This window comes from Pedobacter miscanthi (genome assembly GCF_032678605.1).
GTDB classification, from domain to species: Bacteria; Bacteroidota; Bacteroidia; order Sphingobacteriales; family Sphingobacteriaceae; genus Pedobacter; species Pedobacter miscanthi_A.
Window position 1 is genome coordinate 163,027 of record NZ_JAVTSU010000004.1, and the last position, 24,084, is coordinate 187,110.

Genomic DNA, 24,084 nt, shown 5'->3' on the forward strand with positions numbered 1-24,084 from the left:
TATGCTGAACTCGAAAATCTCACCCGGCGAGCTTGCCAACAAATGGACGAACTATAAGGATACTTCCAAACTCATCAATCCAGCGAACCGCAAAAAGCTTAATATCATCGTGGTTGGCACTGGTTTGGCTGGCGCTTCTTGTGCGGCTACGCTGGCCGAACAAGGATATAATGTGACTAGTTTTTGTTTTCAGGATTCGGCACGAAGAGCGCATTCAGTTGCAGCTCAGGGCGGTGTGAATGCGGCTAAAAATTATAAAAACGATGGTGACAGCGTTTATAGAATGTTCTACGATACCATTAAAGGTGGGGATTTCCGCTCGCGTGAAGCAAACGTGTACCGTTTGGCCGAATGTTCACTGGCCCTGATCGATCAGGCCGTGGCCCAGGGGGTTCCTTTTGCAAGGGAATATGGCGGCTATCTGGATAACCGTTCTTTTGGTGGTGTACAGGTCTCGCGCACTTTTTATGCCAGGGGCCAAACCGGGCAACAATTGATGATCGGAGCCTATCAGGCATTAATGCGGCAGGTTAATACAGGGAAGGTAAAAACATATACCCGCCACGAAATGCTCGATCTGGTACTAGTTGGTGGAAAAGCAAGGGGCGTTATTGTCCGTAACCTTGAAACGGGAGAAATTGAACGTTATGCTGCCCATGCTGTAGTGTTAGCTACAGGAGGATATGGAAAAGTATATTACCTCTCTACACTGGCAATGGGCTGTAATACTTCAGCAATCTGGCGGGCACATAAAAAAGGTGCATTTATGTCGGGGGTGAGCTGGGTACAGTTTCATCCTACCTGTTTGCCCCAGATTGGCGAAACACAGTCTAAACTAACCCTGATGTCCGAATCGCTCCGTAACGATGGCAGGATCTGGGTGCCCCTAAAAGCGGGGGATACCAGAACGCCAAACGATATCCCTGAGGAAGAAAGAGATTATTATCTTGAGCGGCGATACCCTGCTTTTGGTAACCTTTCTCCCCGCGATATTTCTTCGAGAGCTGCAAAAGAACGAATTGATGCTGGATGTGGGGTTGGCCCGATGAAAAACGCGGTATGCCTTGATTTTTCCAGAGCGATAAAGGAACAGGGAAAAGACAAGATTGAAGAAAAATACGGCAACCTGTTTAGGATGTACAATAAAATCAACGGTGTAAATGCATATAAAGAGCCTATGCTCATTTCGCCTGCAGCCCATTTTACCATGGGAGGCCTGTGGGTAGATTACGAGCTGATGACCACCATACCGGGACTCTTTGCTTTGGGCGAGGCCAATTTTTCTGACCATGGGGCAAACCGTTTAGGGGCCAACTCTTTATTGCAGGCCTGTGTTGATGGGTATTTTATCGCGCCTTATACCATCCCAAATTACCTTTCAGGAGAAATTAAAGGTGAGGAAATCACTACGGATCATCCTGCATTTGCTGAGGCCGAAATATTGGTAAAGGAAGAGATTAGGCAGTTCTTAAGCTGTAATGGACACCTCTCTGCCGATTATTTCCATAAAACTTTGGGTAAACTGCTTTACGATAAATGTGGATTGTCGCGTACCAAAGAAAGCCTGGAACAGGCAATAATTGAAATCAGGGCATTGAAGAAATCTTTTGACCACGAACTTAAGATCACAGGAGATAATGGAATCAACTCGGAACTGGAAAAAGCAGGGCGGGTTTCTGATTTTTTGGAACTGGGCGAGCTGATGTGTTATGATGCCTTACAGCGCGAAGAATCCTGCGGAGCGCATTTCAGGGAAGAATATCAGACTGCTGATGGGGAGGCTGTGCGTAATGATGAAGATTTTTGCTATGTATCAGCCTGGGAATGGAAAGGCAAGGGGCAGCAACAGGAGTTACATAAAGAACCGCTCAGCTTCGAAGCGGTAAAGCTTACAGTTAGAAGTTATAAATAGTTAAGGAAGGATTATTATGAAATTATATCTCAAAATCTGGCGACAGGAGCATAAGGAATCAAAAGGAAGTATGGTGAATTATGAAGTTGATGGGATTTCTGTGCATATGTCCTTTTTGGAAATGCTGGATCTGTTGAACGAGAGGCTGATCCAAAGGGGAGAGCGGGTGATCGAATTTGACCACGACTGTAGAGAAGGGATCTGTGGTACCTGTGGCTTGATGATCAATGGCCGTGCACATGGGCCGTTAAAAGGCACTACAACCTGCCAGCTGCACATGAGGACCTTCAAAGATGGTGAGACGGTTTACATCGAGCCTTTTAGAGCAGCAGCTTTTCCGGTCCTGCGCGATCTTAAGATAGACCGTTCGGCTTTTGATCATATCATCCAGGCGGGGGGCTACATTTCAGCATCCACAGGGCAGGCACCAGAACCTAACAGTATTTTAATAGCTCATGAAACAGCTGAGGCCGCATTTGATGCTGCAGCATGTATAGGCTGTGGAGCCTGTGTGGCTACCTGTAAAAACTCAAGCGCTGCACTTTTTACTTCAGCTAAAATATCCCATCTGGTTCTTCTGCCCCAGGGAAAAGTAGAATCATCAGATCGGGTTATAAATATGGTTAACAGGATGGATGAAGAAGGATTTGGGCACTGTTCCAATACCGAGGCCTGCGAAGCAGAGTGCCCACAGGAAATTTCAGTGCTACATATTGCAAGGATGAATGCCGGTTACAACAAAGCCTTAGTTATACGTAAATAATTTGCCAATCTGGCGGGCCCGAAGCGGAAAGCGATTAGAATTGGCACTTATGTGTATGATATGAAAGTGCGTTTTTCTGTGGAATTACTATATCTACAATATTTATATTCACGAGAACTTATCCTCAGCACGCTTTAAATAGTTATGAACTTGGGATTATTGACATTTGTTGAAACTAATAGATACGTCCAAGTTGAGTACAGCAATAAAAGGCCGCGACGTGACAAAGACTACTTTTGGGAAACCCAATATGAATACGGTTGAGGGTAATATCGCAGATTTTCTGTTGAATCATATGAAAGATTAAAATGTGTAAATACATTTAGGATCTGTATGTTCTTGTTTAGCTTATGTAATCAGGTTGCGGCATAGGCTAAGCTGACGATGCGCTTCAAAGATCTTCATCTGCAGGTCCGTTAGGTAGGCGTTCACGGACCTTGTATCCTCTTTTTTCCCATTGATCCGACCGGTGGCAACAATCCACTTCTCCGGTTCACAGGATCTTCCTTTAGTGATTTCGGATCTTTTACCATCATCAGTAATCCTCATGTAGATTGCTACAGGGCCGTTTTGATAATTTTTTGACTTCTACAAATAGAAGAGCAAGCTGAAATTGGTTTTCATAATGTCTTACATTATTGGTTAACAAATTTAGCTTTGCAGTATTCAAAAGATTTAAATGTGCAAATACATTTAGGATCTGTATGTTCTTGTTTAGCTTATGTAATCAGGTTGCGGCATAGGCTAAGCTGACGATGCGCTTCAAAGATCTTCATCTGCAGGTCCGTTAGGTAGGCGTTCACGGACCTTGTATCCTCTTTTTTCCCATTGATCCGACCGGTGGCAACAATCCACTTCTCCGGTTCACAGGATCTTCCTTTAGTGATTTCGGATCTTTTACCATCATCAGTAATCCTCATGTAGATTGCTACAGGGCCGTTTTGATAATTTTTTGACTTCTACAAATAGAAGAGCAAGCTGAAATTGGTTTTCATAATGTCTTACATTAATGGTTAACAAATTTAGCTTTGCAGTATTCAAAAGTCAAGATGTGTATTTTTTGAATATCTTGACGGTCAGTGTTTTATAACTAATTCGGTGAGTCATTTCAATTTTTCGTTTTACTCACCGAATCACTCACCAGAACTATGCGAATTCATGCATGTTTTGTATAGTGCCGGAAACGAAAAAAGCCTGCTATCATACGATCTGCAGGCTTTTGTTGGTTTTTGAAACCATTTCGGCGGAGAGTGGGGGATTCGAACCCGCGGACCCTTTAACAAGTCAACAGTTTTCAAGACTGCCGCAATCGACCACTCTGCCAACTCTCCGCTGCAAAAGTACGAACTCAAGTTAATTCTACAAACTCAGAATGTCTTTTTTTTATCTAAACTTGATAATTCCTTAACACAGAGGAAGAAAAAATTATTTCTTCCGGATATTTTCCTCAATTGGCTCCGATTTTTTGAAAAGATTGAAGTTAGGGCGGATAATCTTCACACTTCTTTTGCTTACATCCACGCTGGCATTCAATTCAAAACCGATCAATAAAATCAACGAATTTAAATAAAGCCAGATCATGACTACGATTAAGGTGCCAATAGAGCCATAAACTTTGTTGTAGGAACCAAAGTGGTTGATGTAGAAGGAAAATCCCCAGATGGTAAGAAAAGCCAGGATAGTGGCCAGCCAGGAGCCCGCACTAAATAACCTCCATTTTTTAGAATGTGCCGGCCCATATCGATATAAAACCGATACGGTTAAAAAATATAAAATAGCCAACAGTGCCCAACGGGTAAACTTCACGGTGTAAACCACGAAACTATCCTTGATATGGAGTTCATTTGTGATCTTATACAGCAAAACCTCACCCAAAGCCATCGCACTGATGCAGATGATAATTGAAAAGCAAATAATAGTGGTTAATACCAGTGCAATCAAACGTTGTTTTAACCAGCCCCGGGTTTCGATTATCAATGAAGATTTATTGAAAGCCTTCATCAGGTTTTTAACGCCGTTTGTAGCAAAAAATATGGCGGATAAAAAACCAAAAGATAGCAATCCCTTATTCTGGTTTTTGATGATGTCTTTTAAAGTGGTTTCGAAGGCCTCATAAGCATTGTGCGGCAATACCAGCTGTATTAAATTTAACAGCTGATCCTGGAAACCATTAATCTTGATAAAGGGAATTAAGGTGAAAAGAAAAATAATGCCTGGGAAAATGGCCAGCATAAAACTATATGCCAGCGAAGACGATTTATTGACCAGTGCATCCTTTCCAATTTCGCGAAAGAAAAACGTAGCAACAGTATATAAAGGGAGTGGGCTAAAACCAGGCAAAATACAGCCTTTAGTCCATTCGATAAACCGCGAATAGAGCTTAAGATGTAATAATTGCCTGTGTAACCATTCCATTGTATTTGTTAATTAAAGAATATAGATAACTTTTCCATAAAGTTTTCGGGTGGATTGGTGGGCTTATTCTTCTTCATGTCGACAAAAACAAGTGTAGTGGCTCCAATGTTTATTAATTCTTCATTTTCATTGTACAATTCGTATTCAAAGAAAATCCGGATACCCGGTAAAGTTTTAATTGTGGTTTTAACCGTGATCTCCTGATCGTACAAGGCAGGTTTGATGTATTTGCATTTTAGTTCTAAAACAGGCATCATAATGCCATCCGCTTCCATAGAGCTATAACTCATGCCCAGGCTTCGCAACATCTCCACACGGCCAACTTCGTAATATTGCGCATAATTGCCGTAATACATATAACCCATCTGATCGGTTTCGCCGTAACGCACCCTGATTTTTGTACTGTGGCTATACATTATTTAAAAATGTTTCTTTTGTTTAAAGCCTCTCGGTATTTTTTAGCATTGATTTCGTGTTCTGCTTTCGTTTCTGCAAAGTTATGGTAGCCAGAAAAATCTTCCTTAGCACACATGTAAATGTAGTTGTTTTTGTCGCGGTTTAATACGGCATCTATTGCATTAATACTTGGCATCATAATCGGACCAGGAGGTAAACCTGCATATTTATAAGTGTTGTAAAGCGATTGTACCTGTAATAATTTTCCGGTCACCCTTTTTACAGTAAAATCGTTGTTGGCAAAAATTACTGTTGGATCGGCCTGTAATAAGATGCCTTTATTTAGTCGGTTTAAATACAAACCTGCAATAATGGGCATTTCTTTATCGTAAAGTGCTTCTCCATCTACAATCGAAGCCAGGGTATATACCTGGGCTGGAGTAAGGTTTAAGCTTGCCGCCTTTTGTTTACGGTCTGCATTCCAGAATTTATCGTATTCTTTATGCATGCGCTCAAAAAAATCAACCGGCGAAATGTTCCAGTACATTTCGTAAGTATTGGGGATAAACATGGCATAAACATTATCCTGGTTAAAGCCATACTTGCTGATCAGTGCAGTTGAATCCAGTACATTAATAAAACTTAACGAATCGGCTTCGAGGTTACTGGCCAGGTATGCTGCGAAATTTTCTTTCTTGCGGATGTTGTGGAATTTCAATTTAACAGGATCCTGGTTACCCGCCTTAATTAAATTAATCAGACTGCGGTTCGTCATTCCTTTGGTAAGGCGGTAACGGCCCGGTTTAACGTTGGTTGCCAGGTTCATTTTTCCGGCAGCAGCGGTAAAAGCACCAATATTTTTTACCAGGTCTTTCTTTTTTATTTCGGCAAGCAGGTCATCATAACTGCTACCGGTTTTAATGTACAGGTATTTTTGATTTTCGGTAATGTTTGGGGCAAAATAAAGCCTGTAAATGTTCAGCGCAAAGTAACCGGCAATTAAAATTACAATCAGCGCAATCACTATTGCTGCTTTTTTGCCTGTACTCATGGTCTTTTTTTCTACTTCAGTCATCTGTATATTATGCGTATTTTATTGTTGTTTATTGGATAGCGTAATGTTGATTTTAGTACCTAATGGCACTTTTGTTAACGAATCAACCAGCATAGGGTCTTGTTTAATAATAATGGCGGAAGCACTGTCTGTTACGGCTCCTTCATAAATAATGGTACCTAAACTTAAGTTCGAACCCCGCAGGCTAAATTTCGCTTCATCCATTGTTAATCCCATTAACTGCGGAATATCTACCTCTTCGTTTCCACGTCCGTCTCCCAATACCAGGTTAATTCTAGAGCCTACCGGAACAATTTGTCCGGCAGCAATCGGTTGTCCGCCAAAGGAAGCTTCAAGCACTACATCGCGGCTTACATCCGGTTTGTAAGTGGTATCGCCCAATTTTAACCTCGAACTTTCGATAATGGCCTGTGCTTCGCGCAAAGTCTTAAACGCAATATCAGGGAATTTTGTATTAGGCGTTTTACCGGCGTTAATGGTTAAATAAATGGTCCGGTTGTCTTTTACAAAAGTATTGGGGTCAGGATCCTGATCAATTACAATTCCGGCTGGCTGGTCCATAATGAAAACAGAATCTACTTCATATTTTAATCCGGCATCTTCCAGTTTTTTTACCGCTTGCTCAAAAGAAAGGCCTTTTACCATTGGTACATTTAAGCCTTCGCCATGTTTGGTGTAATACCTTAAACTGAAAAATGCAACCAGCAGCAATACAATAACAGTAATTATAGCAGCTAAAATGTTGTTTCTAAATGATTTGGTTTTTAAGTAATCTATAAATTTAGACATGTATCTTAAATTGGGTTTATGCGTACAAGCTCAAATGTAACTAATTTAATTATTGATTGAATTATAGAATCTAAATCGCATTCGGTCAATCCATAATTCAATCATTTTCTTATTCACTAATTCAATCACTCCAAATCAATAATTGTTCCGTTAATTTGATCAAAGCACAAAGATATTTATATTTTTGAGGATATATTTATATTCAATTTCTATTTATAAAAGGATTTCTGACATGAAGAAAACTATTGCGTTGTTAACAGGCGGTACCACAGGCGAATGGGTTGTTTCGGTAAAAAGTGCAGCAACTATTGCGCAGAATATCGACCCTAATTTATACGATGTTTATAAGATTATGCTGAACGAAAAAGGATGGTTTTACGAACCTGCCGATTCTGTTAAAATTGAAATAGATAAGAATGATTTTTCCTTGACCATGGATGGCAGAAGGATTAAATTTGATGGTGTTTTTATTGCTATCCATGGTTCTCCTGGCGAAGATGGGAAATTGCAGGGTTATTTTGATATGCTGGGCATTCCTTATACTACCTGCGATGCGTTAACTTCATCAATTACCATGAACAAAGGTTACACTAAGGCCATTGTAGAGGGGATTGATCACTTATATACAGCAAAGTCTGTTCAGATATTTAAAGGTGGGAATTACAGTTTAAGCCAGATTAAACAGGATTTGAGGTTGCCATATTTTGTTAAACCCAATAGTGGCGGAAGCAGCATTGGCATGAGTAAGGTAAAACATGCCGATGACCTGGATGAAGCAATTGATAAGGCTTTTAAAGAAGATAGCCAAATATTAATTGAAGAATTTGTAAGTGGAAGGGAGTTTTCGATTGGTGTTTTTGGTGCCGAAGGAAAAATCATTGTTTTACCTACTACGGAGGTGATCCCTCAGAATGAATTTTTCGATTTCGAAGCAAAGTATACTCCCGGTGCTACAGAAGAAATTACGCCTGGCAGGATGAATGATGAAGAATTGGTGCGGGTTCAGCAAGTGGTTACCGATGTATATAAAAAGCTAAACTGCAGGGGAGTAGTGCGGGTTGATTATTTTCTGGAGCACGAAACCGGTAAATTCTATTTTATTGAGATTAATACTATCCCGGGGCAAACTGCAACAAGTTTTATTCCGCAACAGGTAGCTGCAATGGGCATTACACTTAAAGATTTTTATACCCGTTTGATGAAAGAAACGCTGGGTTAACAAAAGCGATAAGTCGTCATTTAGACCGTAGCGGAGAAATCTATATTCATTTAATAAGTAGACGCAATTCCATGGTCTGTGGCTCACCGATCATCAGGTTAATTAATTGCAAATGAGAAAGATAAGCTATAATAAAAAAGAGGATATCACTTGCGGATATCCTCTTTTTTTTATCCTTTTTTAAAAGATTAGTATTTGTAAGCAACTCCTTTTTTGATGTTTTGCGAACCCCCCATTCTGTTAGATGAGGATCCTACCGTGCTTTTATCATCTGTTAAGAAAACAAACGGACAGCCAATTTTAGCGGCTTCCATTTTTAATTTTTTCTCCGCTTTTTTATCGCCTGTATTTCCGGTATGGTAGTTAATCAGACCAGTTTTACCCCTTACTTCTTCAACCTTTTTTAATCCTGTTGAAGCAGCTTTATCTTCTAAAATAACAACTTTTTCCCAGTCTTCTTCAGTAGAAACCACAATTTTCTCCGTAATGTTTTCTACTCTTCCGCTTTTACCGTAAACAATTTTTTCGATGGCATACTTTCCTAAGGTATTGTCCGAATCTTCCCCGTCGTACTTAAATACAACATCGTATTCTTCTACTCTAACAACTTTACCTTTGATTGTTTCTCCATTGTGTTTTGTAATTACATCAACCTGCGCTTTGGCAAAAAATGTAGTTAAAACGAGAGTCATTAAAATGATAATTTTCTTCATGTTTTTTGTTTGTTTGATTTTTGCCCAAAAATATAAAAAAACATGATGTTACAAATTAAAATATTTCATTTAAAGCGACGATTTTCAAACAATTAGAAAAGAAAGAAAAGCACCTATACGCGAGATTCAATATTGCACTACAAAGCTTTCTAATTAATCAGATAAGTAAGTATGCTATTGAGCTTATATGTTCTCACATGACTTATATGGTTCGAAAAATTAGATGTTAATATAATTTACCGTTTTAAGTTCATCGAAACTCAAAGTTTTCAAATGAATTGTTTATAGCGTATTAATCTTACTGATACAATCAACCAAAGCTTTCACTTTAATTTCAGAAGTTAATTCGTACCGATATTCATCTTCAATACTACCCATTTTACTTTCCGTATTCCTGAAGATCATTTTACTGGCTACAAATTCTTTTGCCGAAGCATGAAATTCTGTTGCTCCCGTCTGGTTAATGAGTTGTGGGATGTTGCTTTCATTTATTCCGGCACCAGGCATAATTGTAATGCGGCCGTTGGCTTTTTTAACCAATTGAGATAGTTTTTCTGCACCCAATGGAGCTGAAGATGCACCACCAGAAGTAAGCACTCTTTTGATGCCGAGTTCGATTAAATCTTCCAACGCCTGATCCATGTCGTTACTCATATCAAATGCCCTATGGAAAGCCACATCCATGGGTTTAGCCAATTCGATTAGCGTTGTACATCGCTCTTGATCAATTGTACCGTCTGCTTTAAGTATTCCAATAACCACCCCTTCGCATTTTAATGATTTACAGATTTTTATATCTTCTTTCATTAACTCAAATTCTGTGTCGGAATATAAAAAATCGCCACCCCTCGGACGGATAATCGGCCAGATTTCGATGGACAGGTTTTTCTTCGCCAAAGCAATTTGAGCAAAACTTGGTGTAGTGCCTCCTTCTGCCAGGTTATCGCAAAATTCAGCTCTTTTAGCACCGCCATTTTGAGCGGCCAGTGCTGAGGCATAAGAGTTTGCACATACTTCTAAGCAGGCCATATTAATAATAACTTTTTCCCTTGATTAATAAATCCTGTTTTTCTGAATTGCAAACGGCATAGCTAAAGCCTTGTTGAATGGCATAAGCACCGTATTCGCCCTTTTTATTGATGGCTAAAAAGCCGACTTGTATGTTTTTGGCTGTTTCTGGTTTCTTTTTAATAATGCGCATCACCGCTTCTTTGCAGGCTGCCTCAGGCGTATAGCCTTGGCGCATCAATTCTACAACCAAAAATGATCCTACATTCCGTACCACTTCTTCGCCCACACCGGTAGAGGTTGCCCCGCCAATTTCATTGTCTACATATAAGCCTGCACCTATAATCGGACTGTCGCCAATCCGTCCGTGTAGTTTATAGGCCATACCACTGGTGGTACAGGCGCCAGAAATGTTCCCTTTGGCATCAATCGCTAACATCCCGATGGTATCGTGGTTATATTGATTTCCTGGTAGTTTTTGCGGCGCAGCTTTTTCGTAAAGTTTATTTTCAATATTCATTACCGGCGCATATTTGGCCGTTTTTAACCACTCTTTCCACGCTTTCTCACTGGCGGGGGTAAGCAGGTTCTCTTTTTTAAAACCCTGCTCTAAGGCAAATTGCAAAGCACCATCACCAGCCAGCATTACATGCGGCGTTTTTTCCATCACTTTACGTGCTACTGAAATAGGGTGTTTGATATGCTCGAGTGCTAAAACCGCACCGCAATTACCTAGTTCATCCATAATACAGGCATCAAGTGTAACATGGCCATCACGATCTGGGAGACCACCATAACCCACCGATTGATTCTTCTCATCAGCTTCAGGTACCCAAACACCTTGTTCTACAGCATCCAGGGCACGTCCGCCGGTTGATAATACTTTCCATGCATCAGCATTTGCCGCAATTCCAAAATCCCAGGTAGAAATCACAATCGGAAAATTTGCTGCTTTTGAATTTTTTTGAGGAAGTACATTAGCGATACTAGTTTTATCGATAGCCAGTAATCCGGCAGATAAGGCTGATGCTTTTATAAATTTACGGCGGTTAAACATTTGTTTGCTTAATGGTTGAAATTGGTTAACTGGTTAATTGTTTTAATTGCTACATTGATAAATCGATTAATTCCGTCTGAAAATTATAATTTGAGAATTTGTAATTTTCTAATAATTAATCGTTTTACTTCCGTTCGAAAATTGCGATTTGATTATTGGTTATTTATCCTCAATCGTAAATCTGTCCGCATCCTTTAAAAACGGGAACTGCCTTCTAACTTTAACCAGTTCTTCGTAGTTGATACTAAAAGTATACAAATCTTCGTCTTCAGGTTTGTAGTAAACGGTATTACCGTAAGGATCTAAACACATAGATAACCCGCTATGGTAAATCTGGTTGCCATCATGCCCAACGCGGTTTACTGCAATCACATAACTCTGGTTTTCGATCGCCCTAGCCGGGATCAGGGCTTTCCAATGTGCCGAACGTTTATCAGGCCAGTTGGCAACAAGGAGCAAGATATCGTATTCCTGATCTACATTGCGCAACCATACCGGGAAACGCAGGTCGTAGCAAATGGCCAGTCTGATTTTCCAGCCTTTAAGCGTTACAATCAGTTTGTCTTTTCCGGGGCTAAAATGTTCATCTTCATTACCCATTCCAAACAGATGGCGCTTATCATAATGCTGGTGTTTGCCATCTGGTTCCATCCAGATTAAACGGTTATAATATTGGTTGTTCTCTTTTATAATTAAGCTTCCGGTAACTACACAATGGTACAAATCTGCCATTTTTTGCATCCATTGCATGGTTTTACCACCCATTTCTTCGGCCAAAGCTTCCGAGTTCATGCTAAAACCTGTATTAAACATCTCAGGTAAAATAATGATGTCGGTTTTTTCCCGAACACCCATTGATAGCCTTAACGCCAGATTTAAAAGGTTTTTTTCTATGTTTTCCCAAAAGAGATAAGCTTGAAAGACGGTTACTTTCAGGTTTTCTATTTGAGTATAAACAGGTGCTTCCATTTTTAAGGTTTTAAACTGGTTAAACGTTTTTTAATTTCTCTGCAGCTAAGGCGAGGGTAGAATTTTCTTTGGCAAAGCAGAAACGGATAATCTTATGATCGGTTGATTTCTGATAAAATGCCGAAACAGGGATGGTAGCCACTCCAAATTCTTTAATTAGGCGCATGCTAAAATCGGTGTCTTTTTCATCACTGATGTCACTATAACTGGCGCACTGAAAATAAGAACCGTTACAAGGTAAAAGTTTAAACCGGCTTTCTGCTAAAAGATCCCTGAAATAATCCCGTTTCTGTTGAAAGAAACCCGCTATTCCCATATAGTTTTCTGGTTTATGAATGTATTCGGCGATGGCCTGCTGCATGGGACTATTAACGCTAAAAACATTAAATTGGTGTACTTTTCTAAATTCAGCCATTAGTTTTTCAGGCGCTAAACAATAACCCAGCTTCCATCCGGTAGCGTGCAGAAGTTTGCCAAAAGACGCCACAATAAAGCTCCGTTGTTTTAATTCCGGGTAAAGCATTACACTCTGGTGTTTTTGTTCATCGTAAATTAAATGCTCATAAACCTCATCGCTTAAAATTAAAATATCAGTACCACTGATGAGCTTAATTAACGATTGCATATCATCTGCTGACAAAATGCTCCCTGTTGGATTATGTGGTGTATTTAAGATAATCATTCTGGTTTTTGCCGTAAACAGCTTTTTAACCATCTCCCAATCAATACCATAGCTAGGTGGGGCAAGTTCATAAGTTTTAACTAAACCGCCCAGCAGCCTTATTGTTGGTCCATAACTATCATATGCAGGTTCGAAAATGATCACTTCATCACCAGCATTAATAATGGCAGCCAGCGCGGTGAAAATGGCTTGGGTTCCTCCGGCTGTTACCGTAATTTCTGTGTCCGGATTGTATTTTACTTTGTAAAGTTTTTCAACTTTCTCTGCAATGGTTTCTTTTAAAAAAGTATTGCCGGGCATTGGTGCATATTGGTTAAAACCATCTTTCATGGCTTTGTTTACCAATTCAACCAACTTTGGGTCGCAGGCATAATCAGGAAATCCTTGTGATAAATTAATGGCATGGTGCTCAGCCGCAAGTTTACTCATCACCGAAAAAATGGTGGTACCCACACCAGGAAGTTTAGATTGTATATTCAGCATCGTATAAGCGAAAATAGGAAAAAAAAGCTTAAAGCGTTAGGGGCGGGGTACGAAAACGTGCATTGCTTTATAAAAGATGTTTTAATAGTTTGTCATTTTAGTGCTGATAAATTACGGCAGATTTTTTATATAACCACAGTTAGAATGTATCATTTCAAATATATTTTCAGCTTATTTAAAATTATTCCAGATAAACCAGTTTATTTGTAATAAAATCTCAAATTATATATACTGTATGAAGTTTAAATACCTGGTTGTTGCCTTTTTAGTGGTGATAACTGCATCAGCCTTTATAAGCCCTAAAAAAGCGCTAAGAACTTTCGTTTCCAATTACGAAAATGTACTGGGTACATCTTTAGAATTAAAATTTAAAGCAACTAATCAGGCAGATGCCGATTTAGCTGAAGAAAGTGCGCTTAAGGAAATTGATCGCTTAGATGATATTTTAAGTGCCTACAAATCTTCAAGCGAGTTTAGCAAGTGGATGAAAAACGGGAAGCAGACCACTAAAATTTCATCAGAATTATTTGAGGTTTTACAACAGTTTGAAGATTATAAAAATTTAACCCATGGAGCCCTTGATGCATCAGCAGCAGTTATTGGCAATGTTTGGAAAAAAGCGTCAACCGAGAACCGTTTGCCATCGGCCAGTGACCTGCAAAATGCAGTTAACCTGGTTAAACAGAAACATTATATTTTGAATGATCAGGATAAAACCGTTACCCGCCTGGATGAGGTGCCTTTAGCCCTAAATTCTTTCGCCAAAAGTTACATTATTAACAAAGCTGCTGATAAAGCAATCCATACTTCAGGTATTGAAAGTGTAGTGGTAAATATTGGTGGCGATATGGTGATTAAAGGTAATCAGTCAGAAAATATTGAAATAGCTAATCCGAAGGCCGATGCAGAGAATAGCGCGGCATTAAACACCGTTAAAGTTTCTAATATGGCTATTGCAACGAGTGGTAATTACCGCAGGGGATTTAGTGTAAATGGAAAATGGTATTCACACATTGTAGATCCACGCACAGGAAACCCGGCATCAGAAATTGTCAGTGCTACCGTTATTGCAGCTGATGCCAGTGAAGCAGGTGCCTTGGCTACTTCATTTAATGTATTGTCTGTTACTGAAATTGAGGCCATTACTGCAAATAGAAATGATCTTGCTTATTTGTTAGTGACTAAAGATGGTAAAGAAATTAAAAACAAAGCCTGGGCGAAATATGAATTAACGTTTGAAAAGCCAGCAATTACTTTAACCAAAGCAAACAAAGCCGATAAACTCTGGAACACCAAATACGAACTGATCGTAAATTTAGAAATTGCCAATATCGAATCGACTGATGGTAAGCGTGTTCGTCGTCCATTTGTTGCAGTATGGGTAGAAGATGCGGCAAAAACACCAGTACGTAATTTGGCCATTTGGTACAATAAACCACGCTGGTTACCTGATTTAAAATCGTGGAACCGTGTAAATGGTGACGAATTTAGAAAAGGAGCAGAAGGAAAATTAAGCTCAACGAGTTCAGCAACCCGTGGTCCGGGTAAATACAGCCTAGCGTGGGACGGAAAAGATGACAATGGAAACTTGGTGAAAGCCGGAACCTATACGGTTTATATTGAAGTAGCCCGGGAGCATGGAACCTACCAGGTAATTGCCAAAGAAATGAAATTTACCGGCTCAGCACAAAAAGTAGAATTATCCCCAAATACAGAATTAGCATCAGCCTCCCTTGACTACAGAAAAATCGCAAAAAAATAATATTATCGCTGCACCTATTGGTTTGGGAAAAAAGCCGGTAAAAAAGGACGGCGGAAAAGGCAAGGGAAAAAAACGTTTAGCTGGCTTATCGCGCTGGTTACATATTTATTTATCGATGGTGAGTTTTACCATTCTGTTGTTTTTTGCCGTATCGGGCTTAACCCTAAACCATGCCGATTGGTTTACCTCGGGCAAGGAAGTAGTGAGCAAAGATTCGGGCTCGGTAAACTTAAAATGGGTAAACCAGGCCGATACCAATAAAATTAACAAGTTACAGATTGTTGAGTTTTTTAGGAATAAACACCAGGTTAAAGGCGCACTGAGCGATTTTAGAATCGACGACCGCGAACTGAGTTTAACTTTTAATGGCCCAGGTTACCTGGCCGATTCTTTTATTGACCGGGAAACTGGTAAATACGAATTAACCACCACCAGATTTGGTGCGGTGGCTGTAATTAACGATTTGCATAAAGGAAGAGATTCGGGTAAGGCATGGTCGTGGATTATCGATATTTCGGCGGTACTCATGACATTGGTATCCATATCTGGCATTATCCTGATCTGTTTTATCAAAAAGAAAAGATTAAGCGGTTTTATCATTGCTGCAGTTGGAACAATAATCTGTTATTTGATCTATAAATTGTTTGTCCCTTAAGCTCCTCATTTACAATTAACTTAGATGTTCTCAGGTGACTGAGGTGGTCATTAAATTTAAGCTATTTGCCTAAAGCCTTAGAAACATCTAAGTTCGCTCATCATAACTACTACTATGGCTTCTTATAATTTAAGCTATAGTTTGTAATACCGAAATGGTTTCTTTTACCGTTAAGGTATGGTTTACACCACATTTTAAAGCAAAATTATTTCGTTGGTGCCCCACAGGGAAATCAAAAGCAATCGGATAGTGATATTCCCTTACTTTTTCTAAAACAATTTCATAAATGGTTTTGCCAAATTCTTCGCCGGCATCATCAGGTTTTACTTTAAAACCGCCAATAATTAAACCTTTTAAGTTTTTTAGTTTGCCACTGCGCTTTAAGTTCCATAACATCCTGTCTATACTATAAAGGTATTCGCCCGTATCTTCTATAAAAAGTATTTTGTCTTTTGTGTTTAAATCAGAATCACTTCCTGCCAGTGTTTCAATAATGCTCAGGTTTCCACCAACCAAAACACCATCAGTTTTCCCTTGTCGGTTATTTAGGTTAGCAGGAGCGGTGTACCCCATTTGTTCTCCAATTAAAGCATTTTTTATCGAGAGGATGGTTTCAATATGTATAGGTTCTGCTTTGTTCCAATCATCAGGAAAACTATTGCACATTTTAGAATGGATAGAGGCAATACCATAATTTTTAGCCAAATGGCAGTGTAAAACGGTAATGTCGCTAAAACCGATAATCCACTTTGGTTTTTTTTTGAAAGAAGAGAAATCAAGCTGATCGATAAGCCGCACAAGGCCATAACCACCACGGGCACACATGATCGCTTTTATATTGGGGTCATCAAGCATCTTTTGAAGGTCCGTTAATCTTTCTTCATCCGTTCCGCCGTAGGTAAAATCGCGTTTGCCGATGGTATCTCCAGTTTTTATGGAAAACCCCCAGCTTTGCATCTGTAAAATAGAAGGTTGAATCTGTTCTAATGTAATATAGCCCGCCGGACTTGTTATTCCAATGGTATCGCCTGGTTTTAAGTAGGGAGGGATTTTAAATGATGAACTTTCGTTTTCTACCGTATCGGCCAGCGTTTTAAAAACAGGTAGTACAGTTGCTGCGGCAACAAATGAAGAAAGAAAATATTTTCGGTTCATCTAAAAACAGGGGTGTAATGTTGATGTAGCGAATATAAGATTTAAAATACTGGCATAAAAGAAAAGGGATTTATATCCATAAATCCCTTTTTTAAACCAAACAAATTAATCTGTAAAAGATTAGTATAATGTGAATTATATAAATAACCACGTTTGAAATAAAATGTTTTGAGATTTTAGAAAAAAATGTTTTTGTTGTTTTGAACGCATAGAGGAATCTGTCAGTTACATGCAGAAAAATTTCTTGTCTGGTAGTTTCTTAATTATTTGATTGTTCAATGTTTGAAAAAGGTAATTTTGTTAATAGAGATCCTTTGCTTTGCCATTATTGACAGATTCCAATAGATGGATCGTCATTGCGAGGAGGAACGACGAAGCAATCTTTCCTGCTAGCGATTTTTGCTAGAAAGATTGCTTCGTCGGCTGAAAAAGCCTTTCTCGCAATGACGACCTCATGCAGCCCACCATTTGCCGATAAAAATCTGTTACTGATATTGATTTTTATAAAAAAAAAATAATTCCTAGAATGATAGTAACTATATAAAATTAAGGGCTATCTCTCAAGGATAAATTGGTCGCCATAAAATAACATTTATGAGATAATTATATTTTAAATCACTGTATCTGCTAAATAGCCCTGATGGAAACGGAAATACTTTTTGGTACCGTTATATTTTATTTTAGAAAACTGTCTAAAAAGATTGCAGTGTACAGCAGGAACAAACCTTTACCATAAGCACTGAAACTGCGCTTCTAAATATTTAAAAACAGGATGTGATGGAGACGGAAGTAAACTGTTTATAGATTAAAAGTTAAAGGCTATCCCTCGCGGATAGCCTTTGCTAACAACAAAACAAATATAAGATAACCAAATCTTACCTGATTGAGCAGAATCAGGTAAAGTGCTATGAGATACACTTTGCGGCCTAGTAATGGATTCGAACCATTGTAAAAAGTTTATGAAACCCTTACCTTCCAATCGGTCAACTGGCCATGTTTTTATAATTGCTTTAATGCCAAATAATCCCTCAACTCTAAAATCTGTTCTTTATTTAAGCTATCTTCATCTTTTAAATAATCCTGCTTTTCTTTCTCCGGTTTTAAAGGATAGGTAAGGGCCTGATATTCATCTATAGTGGGATATTGAAAATAGATTGACATAATTTAGCGTTTAATTGTTCGACATTGTTTTTCTTTATGATTAACGTTGAGCAAATATAGAAATAAGTATATAATATCTATAGATTTAGTAGTATTTATTTTTATTAAAATTGTAATTTATTCATTTTCAGTCGATTATTTTTTATTGTAATTGCATTGTGGGTGCTTAAATAACAGAATTATCATACTTTTTGCGGTAAATAATCCATCGTAATATTTAAATTCCTTTTCAATTTGCGGTCTTCTATTCAGGAGCTTTAAATTCAATTTCAGAAAAGCTAATTATTTTAAGGATATTTGCACTTCAATCATTAAAATAGTAATTGTGTCTTTAGATAAATTAAAACTTAGCAAACCACTTGTAGCGGCGATGACTGATGCCGGATTTTTAACTCCAAAGGAAATCCAGGCGAAAACAATGTCGCGTATTTTAGGTGGACAAGATGTTATAGCGGTGGGGCCAGAGGGTTCGGGAAAAACAACAACTTATGTTTTAGCTACTTTAATGAAATTGAAGTATGCCTTTGAGGAAGCGCCAAGAGCTTTAATTTTAGTGCCTGATGCCGAACATGTAGATTACGTGTTGGAACAATTTAAATTACTTAACCGCAACAGCACTTTCAGAATATTGGGAATCGATAGCCGTGGCGCCGTTGATACGCAAATGAATGAAATTACCGATGGTTGCGATATTATTGTTGCAGTGCCCGATCGCGCCCGTGCTTTATATTTAAAATTAGCCTTAAATACCAATAAAATCCAGTTGTTTATTGTAGATAATGCAGAGCTGATTGTTAAAAAAGGCTTGCAGCTACCTGTGGTAGAATTGGCCAATAGCGCTTATAAATCACAACATGTGGTGTTTACCGAAGTTATGCATGAAAAATTAAACCTGATGATTTCGCCTTTTATGAAAGATTCTGCCACAACCATTGAGGTAGATGAAATCGGCGAAAAGCAGGCAGAGGTTTACCAGCAAATGTTATATCAGGTGCCAAATTTTAGAACAAAGCTAAACCTGCTTACCTTATTATTAAATGACACGGAAGTTTTTGATAAAGTAGTGGTTTTTGTAAATACCAGGTTAACTGCACAAACGGTTTACAAAAATTTTAATCATAGTAAAGAAGGAGAAATCAGTATTTACCGTTCCTTGTTTTTCGACGATAAAGGCTATGATGATATTGAAGACTTTAAAGACAATCCGGATGCAAGGGTTTTAATTGTTGCCAATGAGAATTTAGGAGAACTAAATATTGAAGGTATTCCTTTTATTTTACATTTAGAATTACCGGAGCAGAAAGAAACTTTAATTCAGCGGATTGTGAAACATGGTGATGAGGATGTAGTCGCCATTACTTTTTCTACCGATATCGAATTGATAGAAGTGAAGAAAATTGAACAAGCGATTGGACAGAAACTGGAGGTGATGGAATTGCCGGAAGATTTAAAGGTAGTGGATGCTGCTGCTAAGCCGAAGAAAAAGAAAGGTGCTGAAGAGGAGGAAGACACCGAACGTGGTGCAGCTTTTCATGAAAAGAAAGCCAGTAACCTAAAAAATTACAATTATAGCGCCGGTACAAAAGCCAAAATGACTTATAAAAATAAAAAAGGATTGTCTTAATCAAAATCTGATCGTTCTTCTGAACTTGCTTCAGCATCTATTATATATAAATTAGAACCTGAAATGAACTCAGGGTAACGATACGAACTCCACATCCTGTGTCCTCACAGACTGAAATTAATAAAAAAGCTCCCCAGAAATTAACCTGAGGAGCTTTTTTATTAATCGTTATTTACGACTAATATAAAGTAAACTCTACACGACGGTTTTGTTGACGACCAGCTGCAGTTTTGTTTGTAGCAATTGGTTGGTCAGGTCCGTAACCTGTAGCTTCAACTCTTGATGCATTTGCACCTTGTGATACTAAGTAAGCTTTTACTGATTCAGCTCTGTCTTTAGATAAACGTAAGTTTAACTCTCTACCACCAGTATTATCAGTGTGACCAGCTAATTTTAAGCTAAAGTTTTTCTCAACCAATAAACCAGCAACACGGTTTAAAGTAGCGAATGATTTAGAACGGATAGTTGATTTTCCTAAATCGAATTCTAAGTTAGAAATCGCATCTTTAACCACTTTACGATCTTCTTCAGTAATTACTCTTGTTTCTTTAATTACTTCACGTTGAACTTTAATTGGGCAACCAGAACCATCAACAACTGTACCCGAAGCAGTTCCAGGACATTTATCAAATTTGTTTGCTACACCATCATTATCATCGTCGCCAAGGTCTTTAGCATATTGCTCTCTATCACGTTGTGCATTTTGCTCAGCAGTAGATAATGCTCTTCTTAACTCAGAACTTTCTTCAGCGCTTTGTTGACGTAAGTTAGCCAATGAGCTGTAGTTTTGTAACTGAGGTTTATCTTTGCTACCCAAAGCAAATTCTAAACCTGCGTGTGCATAAGCAAATCTATCGTTTGTACCAGTGTTAACACCGTCAAATTTAGCAGATTTAACAAAGTTCACATCGTAACCTAAATCTACATTGATTCCTTTTGCAACACCTAATTTTACACCTGCACCAACTGGTACAAACCATCCTTCTCTGTAATAACCTGCATCTTGCGTATTAGCCGGTGTAGTAGTTGCACCTGATGACATGTAACCTGCACCTGCCTTTAAGTAAGGGATAAGTACTGCATTTTCATTGTTGATGTTGATGTTCGCTACATTCCAAACGGCTGATAATGCACCAGACCACTGGATGTTGGTTTTATAACCTGTGTTTGCAATAAAACCACCAGCACCATTTGATACTCTTAACTCTTCAACTTTACCAGCTAAAAAGTCAGCCTGGATCCCTAACTGAGGTAAAATTTGTTTTTTAACATAACCTCCGTAACCGATGTGCTCAACCGGGGTTTCGAATTGATGGTTTGAATTACCAAAGATAGTTCGTGGTGTTAACAAACCTCCGTGCACACCTACACTCCAGGTACGAAATTCTTTAGGAGAAAAACGTCCTGTAGTACTCGTAGTCGTTGGTGTTTCCTGCGCAAATAATTGTGATGATAAACCTAATAATGCAACCAACATTGTTGATTTTGTAATTCTCGTATTCATGTTCTTATATTTTTTAAATATTAGTGTCTTAACAGTTTTTATATCGTACTGTTTTGCATTGGCTAAGAAAAAATCTTGCCAAATACCATTTTTTAACACAAATAGCATATTATCAGAAGATTAGCTAGGTAAAATTATTTCACAAAAAAGTTACTTAGTACTAGAGATTATAGGAATTTTTGTATAGTATTCTATACAAATTAAGTTTGGGAGCTGTTTTTGGGTAGTTTAAATTCTACTTCTCTGACGGATTTTTCTTATTGGTGAGTAGTAGTGTTAAAGATTTTTCAATTCTGCTCACTCTGGTTTTTTCCTGTTTTGCGGATAAAACCCAAAGTACATACTCTTTTCTATGGCTATAGGCGAGTTGATTAAAATATGCTAAAGCTCCAGGATCAGCCTCCAGAACTACTTTTAAATCTTCAGGAAGTTTAATCGTTTTATTTACCGGATCGATGTATTCACCATATTGGTTGGTTTTAATATGATAGTTTCTCATTCCGGATGGTTTCACCTCCGAAATAAGTTTTAACCGAAGTGCTGTCCAGGTTTCGTTAACTGCGGCTGATGCACATGGAGTTAAACCAAAAATGTTCAGTTCATCCCAACTTTTCATCAAGTCGAGGTCTGATTTTATTTTTGATGATTTTTTTGGATATAATATCCAGAAAATGGTTTTTGCATCGATGTTTTTAAGGTTGTTTTTGATTTGCCCGTGCAGTTGCTCTTTATTTACAGTAAAAGTGATGAGTGCGTTGAAATTAGTTTCTTCGTCATACTTTAAAACAATATTCGATGGAATATCGCCAAATATAGCTGCCGCGTGTTCCGGCGCATCAATAACCTTAACCGTATAGCCAGGTTTTACCTGAAGTTTTTTTAAGAATGAATTTTCCATTTCTTAAGTTAGAAGTTTAGCTCCATGCCGAAATGACGATACTACAACCTCAATTTAGCAAAGAAATCCCAAAATACGATACCTGCAGAAATTACAATATTGAATGAATGTTTCGTCCCAAATTGCGGAATTTCTATGCATTCGTCAATTTTAGCCATTACTTCATCACTCACTCCATCAACCTCGTTTCCGAATATGAGTGCATATTTTTTATTGGAATCAGGTTTAAAGGTGTTTAACATGGTACTGTTTTCTGCCTGTTCTATGGCAACAATTTCGTAGCCTAATTCCCTTAGTGCATCAACAGCCTGTAACGTATCGGTATAATGAATCCAATCAACAGATTGTGTGGCACCTAATGCTGTTTTTTCAATTTCACGATGGGGGGGCTGAGCGGTAATGCCACAAAGCACAACTTTTTCTAAGGCAAATCCATCAGCAGTACGGAATATTGAGCCTACGTTGTGCATACTGCGCACATTATCCAAAACCACTACAACAGGCAATTTTTCCTGTGCTTTAAACTCTTCAATATCCGGACGGTTTAACTCGTCTAATTTTAATTTTCTCATTATTTTAATTGATTACACAGATGGCTGGATTACACCTATTGGATATAATTTCTGAACTGTATTTATCAATGCTCGTCTGTGTTTAATAATAACATTTATAATTTGGTTGGTCCACCGCCAATTTCGCTAATGTAAATGGCAGCAGGGTAACCTATTTTATCTACGTAATAATCTGTTAAATGTTTAGCAAAATCTTCTTCAAAGCCTTTTTCTAATAAAGCAATTGCACATCCTCCAAATCCTGCACCCGTCATCCGGGCACCTATTATATGCTCATAACCCATACAAAAATCTACAACGGCATCCAGTTCTTTTCCACTTACTTCGTACAAGGTTTTTAAAGATTGGTGCGAGGCGTACATCAACCGGCCAAATTCTTCGAGGTTAGCACTGTTTAAGGCCTTTGCTGCTAAATGAACACGATCGTTCTCTTTAACCACATGTGTAGCCCGGTTTAATATGGTTTCGTCAGTAATTAAATGACTGTGCAGGGCAAATTTCTCTGCATTAAGTTCGCAAAGGTAATGTAGGGTGATTTCTTCGTTCAATAATTTTAAAGCGGTTTGGCATTCGGCTACACGTTCGTTGTATTTAGAATCTGCCAGTTCGCGGGGTTTGTTGGTATTGATAATGGCCAAAACATAATTGCCCAGGTCAACATCGACCATTTTATATTTTAAGGTTTCACAATCTAACACAATCGCTTTGTCTTTTTCGCCAAAAGCAACAGCAAACTGATCCATAATACCCGAATTCAGACCGATAAACTCATTTTCAACCCGTTTTGCAGTTTTAACCAGTTCCAGTTTATCGTAACCCAGGTTAAAATAACTATTCAGGGCATAAGCAGTAGCTATTTCAATTGATGCTGATGAGGAGAGTCCTGATCCGATAGGGATATTTCCATAAAACAGGAAATCCATTCCGGTAATTTCTTTGCCGTCTTTGATAAATTCATTGATGATGCCTATAGGGTAATTTGCCCAGTTACTGCCATCTTTTTCATGCGAAATATCGCTTTCAATTGTTGTCTCGATATCGAAATTAAGGCTTTTAAATCTAAATTTATTGTCATGATTAGGAGCAATGGCCAGCCAGGTTCCCAGGGTGATGGCGCAAGGCATTACTAAACCGCCATTATAATCAATATGTTCGCCTATGAGGTTAACACGGCCGGGGGTAAAATAGACGGCATCGGCTTTTTTATGGTATTGCTCTGCAAATTTTTCCTCAAGGTTAATGTTCATTTGGCTAAAATATATTTATTAAAAG

21 protein-coding genes, 2 tRNA genes and 2 pseudogenes are annotated in these 24,084 nt (G+C 38.5%); 6 read left to right on the forward strand and 19 right to left on the reverse strand.

Annotated features, from left to right (window positions below):
- Position 1 precedes the first annotated feature (1 nt).
- Both R2R28_RS07865 and R2R28_RS07870 read left to right on the forward strand, forming a co-directional pair.
- On the forward strand, positions 2 to 1,912 hold the full coding sequence (locus R2R28_RS07865) for a fumarate reductase/succinate dehydrogenase flavoprotein subunit (protein WP_316825135.1): 1,911 nt from the start codon (positions 2 to 4) through the stop codon (positions 1,910 to 1,912).
- 16 nt (positions 1,913 to 1,928) lie between these two features.
- Complete coding sequence (locus R2R28_RS07870; protein WP_316825136.1) at positions 1,929 to 2,675, forward strand: succinate dehydrogenase/fumarate reductase iron-sulfur subunit; 747 nt, start codon at positions 1,929 to 1,931, stop codon at positions 2,673 to 2,675.
- Between the two features lie 348 nt (positions 2,676 to 3,023).
- Here the strand turns inward: R2R28_RS07870 and R2R28_RS29150 are convergent.
- The 7 genes and pseudogenes from R2R28_RS29150 to R2R28_RS07895 all read right to left on the reverse strand — a co-directional run.
- A pseudogene (locus R2R28_RS29150) lies at positions 3,024 to 3,248 on the reverse strand (Arm DNA-binding domain-containing protein); the annotation flags it as partial.
- Between the two features lie 146 nt (positions 3,249 to 3,394).
- Positions 3,395 to 3,619 (reverse strand): annotated as a pseudogene (locus tag R2R28_RS29155) (Arm DNA-binding domain-containing protein); the annotation flags it as partial.
- Positions 3,620 to 3,919: 300 nt separating this feature from the next.
- Positions 3,920 to 4,006 (reverse strand) — tRNA-Ser (locus tag R2R28_RS07875).
- Positions 4,007 to 4,100: 94 nt separating this feature from the next.
- Positions 4,101 to 5,090 carry a YihY/virulence factor BrkB family protein gene (locus R2R28_RS07880; protein WP_316825137.1) on the reverse strand — a complete coding sequence of 330 codons (990 nt, stop codon included), beginning with the start codon at positions 5,088 to 5,090 and terminating at the stop codon, positions 4,101 to 4,103.
- An 8-nt stretch (positions 5,091 to 5,098) separates the two neighbouring features.
- Positions 5,099 to 5,506 (reverse strand): thioesterase family protein, encoded by a 408-nt coding sequence (locus R2R28_RS07885; protein WP_316825138.1) that lies wholly within the window; start codon positions 5,504 to 5,506, stop codon positions 5,099 to 5,101.
- Positions 5,506 to 6,561: an endolytic transglycosylase MltG gene (gene mltG / locus R2R28_RS07890; RefSeq protein WP_316825139.1), complete on the reverse strand. Its 1,056-nt coding sequence runs from the start codon at positions 6,559 to 6,561 to the stop codon at positions 5,506 to 5,508. The genes R2R28_RS07885 and mltG overlap by 1 nt, the downstream gene beginning before the upstream one ends.
- A gap of 18 nt (positions 6,562 to 6,579) precedes the next feature.
- Positions 6,580 to 7,350: a PASTA domain-containing protein gene (locus R2R28_RS07895; RefSeq protein WP_316825140.1), complete on the reverse strand. Its 771-nt coding sequence runs from the start codon at positions 7,348 to 7,350 to the stop codon at positions 6,580 to 6,582.
- Between the two features lie 232 nt (positions 7,351 to 7,582).
- Here R2R28_RS07895 and R2R28_RS07900 point away from each other — a divergent pair, with 232 nt between their 5' ends.
- Complete coding sequence (locus R2R28_RS07900; RefSeq protein ID WP_316825141.1) at positions 7,583 to 8,569, forward strand: D-alanine--D-alanine ligase; 987 nt, start codon at positions 7,583 to 7,585, stop codon at positions 8,567 to 8,569.
- 188 nt (positions 8,570 to 8,757) lie between these two features.
- On the opposite strand, the gene R2R28_RS07905 is transcribed toward R2R28_RS07900, so the two are convergent.
- From R2R28_RS07905 to R2R28_RS07925, 5 genes are all read right to left on the reverse strand, one after another.
- On the reverse strand, positions 8,758 to 9,282 hold the full coding sequence (locus R2R28_RS07905) for a hypothetical protein (RefSeq protein ID WP_316825142.1): 525 nt from the start codon (positions 9,280 to 9,282) through the stop codon (positions 8,758 to 8,760).
- A gap of 282 nt (positions 9,283 to 9,564) precedes the next feature.
- The gene (locus R2R28_RS07910) at positions 9,565 to 10,311 is read right to left on the reverse strand and encodes a copper homeostasis protein CutC (RefSeq protein ID WP_316825143.1); all 747 of its coding nucleotides are present in this window, start codon (positions 10,309 to 10,311) and stop codon (positions 9,565 to 9,567) included.
- A 1-nt stretch (position 10,312) separates the two neighbouring features.
- Complete coding sequence (locus tag R2R28_RS07915) at positions 10,313 to 11,347, reverse strand: N(4)-(beta-N-acetylglucosaminyl)-L-asparaginase (RefSeq protein ID WP_316825144.1); 1,035 nt, start codon at positions 11,345 to 11,347, stop codon at positions 10,313 to 10,315.
- 159 nt (positions 11,348 to 11,506) lie between these two features.
- Positions 11,507 to 12,316, reverse strand: a complete 810-nt coding sequence (locus tag R2R28_RS07920; protein WP_316825145.1) for a nitrilase family protein — start codon at positions 12,314 to 12,316, stop codon at positions 11,507 to 11,509.
- A 19-nt stretch (positions 12,317 to 12,335) separates the two neighbouring features.
- Positions 12,336 to 13,481 carry a methionine aminotransferase gene (locus R2R28_RS07925; protein ID WP_316825146.1) on the reverse strand — a complete coding sequence of 382 codons (1,146 nt, stop codon included), beginning with the start codon at positions 13,479 to 13,481 and terminating at the stop codon, positions 12,336 to 12,338.
- A gap of 235 nt (positions 13,482 to 13,716) precedes the next feature.
- Here R2R28_RS07925 and R2R28_RS07930 point away from each other — a divergent pair, with 235 nt between their 5' ends.
- Entirely contained in the window at positions 13,717 to 15,243 is a 1,527-nt protein-coding gene (locus R2R28_RS07930) for a DUF2271 domain-containing protein (RefSeq protein ID WP_316825147.1), read from the forward strand.
- Positions 15,215 to 15,898 carry a PepSY-associated TM helix domain-containing protein gene (locus R2R28_RS07935; protein ID WP_316825148.1) on the forward strand — a complete coding sequence of 228 codons (684 nt, stop codon included), beginning with the start codon at positions 15,215 to 15,217 and terminating at the stop codon, positions 15,896 to 15,898. The genes R2R28_RS07930 and R2R28_RS07935 overlap by 29 nt, the downstream gene beginning before the upstream one ends.
- A 129-nt stretch (positions 15,899 to 16,027) precedes the next feature.
- On the opposite strand, the gene R2R28_RS07940 is transcribed toward R2R28_RS07935, so the two are convergent.
- The 3 genes from R2R28_RS07940 to R2R28_RS07950 all read right to left on the reverse strand — a co-directional run bounded on the left by R2R28_RS07940 (position 16,028) and on the right by R2R28_RS07950 (position 18,214).
- Complete coding sequence (locus tag R2R28_RS07940) at positions 16,028 to 17,053, reverse strand: LD-carboxypeptidase (protein ID WP_316825149.1); 1,026 nt, start codon at positions 17,051 to 17,053, stop codon at positions 16,028 to 16,030.
- Positions 17,054 to 17,975: 922 nt separating this feature from the next.
- Positions 17,976 to 18,046: transfer RNA gene (locus R2R28_RS07945), tRNA-Met, on the reverse strand.
- Between the two features lie 6 nt (positions 18,047 to 18,052).
- Complete coding sequence (locus tag R2R28_RS07950; RefSeq protein WP_316825150.1) at positions 18,053 to 18,214, reverse strand: hypothetical protein; 162 nt, start codon at positions 18,212 to 18,214, stop codon at positions 18,053 to 18,055.
- Positions 18,215 to 18,539: 325 nt separating this feature from the next.
- Here R2R28_RS07950 and R2R28_RS07955 point away from each other — a divergent pair, with 325 nt between their 5' ends.
- Positions 18,540 to 19,838 (forward strand): DEAD/DEAH box helicase, encoded by a 1,299-nt coding sequence (locus R2R28_RS07955; RefSeq protein ID WP_316825151.1) that lies wholly within the window; start codon positions 18,540 to 18,542, stop codon positions 19,836 to 19,838.
- A gap of 178 nt (positions 19,839 to 20,016) precedes the next feature.
- Here the strand turns inward: R2R28_RS07955 and R2R28_RS07960 are convergent, their stop codons facing one another.
- From R2R28_RS07960 to R2R28_RS07975, 4 genes are all read right to left on the reverse strand, one after another.
- Positions 20,017 to 21,342 (reverse strand): OmpA family protein, encoded by a 1,326-nt coding sequence (locus R2R28_RS07960; RefSeq protein ID WP_316825152.1) that lies wholly within the window; start codon positions 21,340 to 21,342, stop codon positions 20,017 to 20,019.
- A 235-nt stretch (positions 21,343 to 21,577) separates the two neighbouring features.
- Positions 21,578 to 22,240, reverse strand: coding sequence for a YdeI/OmpD-associated family protein (locus R2R28_RS07965; protein ID WP_316825153.1), 663 nt, complete (start codon positions 22,238 to 22,240; stop codon positions 21,578 to 21,580).
- 41 nt (positions 22,241 to 22,281) lie between these two features.
- The gene (locus R2R28_RS07970; protein WP_316825154.1) at positions 22,282 to 22,812 is read right to left on the reverse strand and encodes an RNA methyltransferase; all 531 of its coding nucleotides are present in this window, start codon (positions 22,810 to 22,812) and stop codon (positions 22,282 to 22,284) included.
- A 95-nt stretch (positions 22,813 to 22,907) separates the two neighbouring features.
- Positions 22,908 to 24,059 (reverse strand): galactokinase, encoded by a 1,152-nt coding sequence (locus tag R2R28_RS07975; RefSeq protein ID WP_316825155.1) that lies wholly within the window; start codon positions 24,057 to 24,059, stop codon positions 22,908 to 22,910.
- Positions 24,060 to 24,084: the final 25 nt, after the last annotated feature.

Coding starts and splice junctions, on each gene's coding strand:
- R2R28_RS07865 (WP_316825135.1), top strand. CDS start 2: ATGCTGAACTCGAAAATCTCACCCGGCGAGCTTGCCAACAAATGGACG.
- R2R28_RS07870 (WP_316825136.1), top strand. CDS start 1,929: ATGAAATTATATCTCAAAATCTGGCGACAGGAGCATAAGGAATCAAAA.
- R2R28_RS07880 (WP_316825137.1), bottom strand. CDS start 5,090: ATGGAATGGTTACACAGGCAATTATTACATCTTAAGCTCTATTCGCGG.
- R2R28_RS07885 (WP_316825138.1), bottom strand. CDS start 5,506: ATGTATAGCCACAGTACAAAAATCAGGGTGCGTTACGGCGAAACCGAT.
- mltG (WP_316825139.1), bottom strand. CDS start 6,561: ATGACTGAAGTAGAAAAAAAGACCATGAGTACAGGCAAAAAAGCAGCA.
- R2R28_RS07895 (WP_316825140.1), bottom strand. CDS start 7,350: ATGTCTAAATTTATAGATTACTTAAAAACCAAATCATTTAGAAACAAC.
- R2R28_RS07900 (WP_316825141.1), top strand. CDS start 7,583: ATGAAGAAAACTATTGCGTTGTTAACAGGCGGTACCACAGGCGAATGG.
- R2R28_RS07905 (WP_316825142.1), bottom strand. CDS start 9,282: ATGAAGAAAATTATCATTTTAATGACTCTCGTTTTAACTACATTTTTT.
- R2R28_RS07910 (WP_316825143.1), bottom strand. CDS start 10,311: ATGGCCTGCTTAGAAGTATGTGCAAACTCTTATGCCTCAGCACTGGCC.
- R2R28_RS07915 (WP_316825144.1), bottom strand. CDS start 11,347: ATGTTTAACCGCCGTAAATTTATAAAAGCATCAGCCTTATCTGCCGGA.
- R2R28_RS07920 (WP_316825145.1), bottom strand. CDS start 12,316: ATGGAAGCACCTGTTTATACTCAAATAGAAAACCTGAAAGTAACCGTC.
- R2R28_RS07925 (WP_316825146.1), bottom strand. CDS start 13,481: ATGCTGAATATACAATCTAAACTTCCTGGTGTGGGTACCACCATTTTT.
- R2R28_RS07930 (WP_316825147.1), top strand. CDS start 13,717: ATGAAGTTTAAATACCTGGTTGTTGCCTTTTTAGTGGTGATAACTGCA.
- R2R28_RS07940 (WP_316825149.1), bottom strand. CDS start 17,053: ATGAACCGAAAATATTTTCTTTCTTCATTTGTTGCCGCAGCAACTGTA.
- R2R28_RS07950 (WP_316825150.1), bottom strand. CDS start 18,214: ATGTCAATCTATTTTCAATATCCCACTATAGATGAATATCAGGCCCTT.
- R2R28_RS07960 (WP_316825152.1), bottom strand. CDS start 21,342: ATGAATACGAGAATTACAAAATCAACAATGTTGGTTGCATTATTAGGT.
- R2R28_RS07965 (WP_316825153.1), bottom strand. CDS start 22,240: ATGGAAAATTCATTCTTAAAAAAACTTCAGGTAAAACCTGGCTATACG.
- R2R28_RS07970 (WP_316825154.1), bottom strand. CDS start 22,812: ATGAGAAAATTAAAATTAGACGAGTTAAACCGTCCGGATATTGAAGAG.
- R2R28_RS07975 (WP_316825155.1), bottom strand. CDS start 24,059: ATGAACATTAACCTTGAGGAAAAATTTGCAGAGCAATACCATAAAAAA.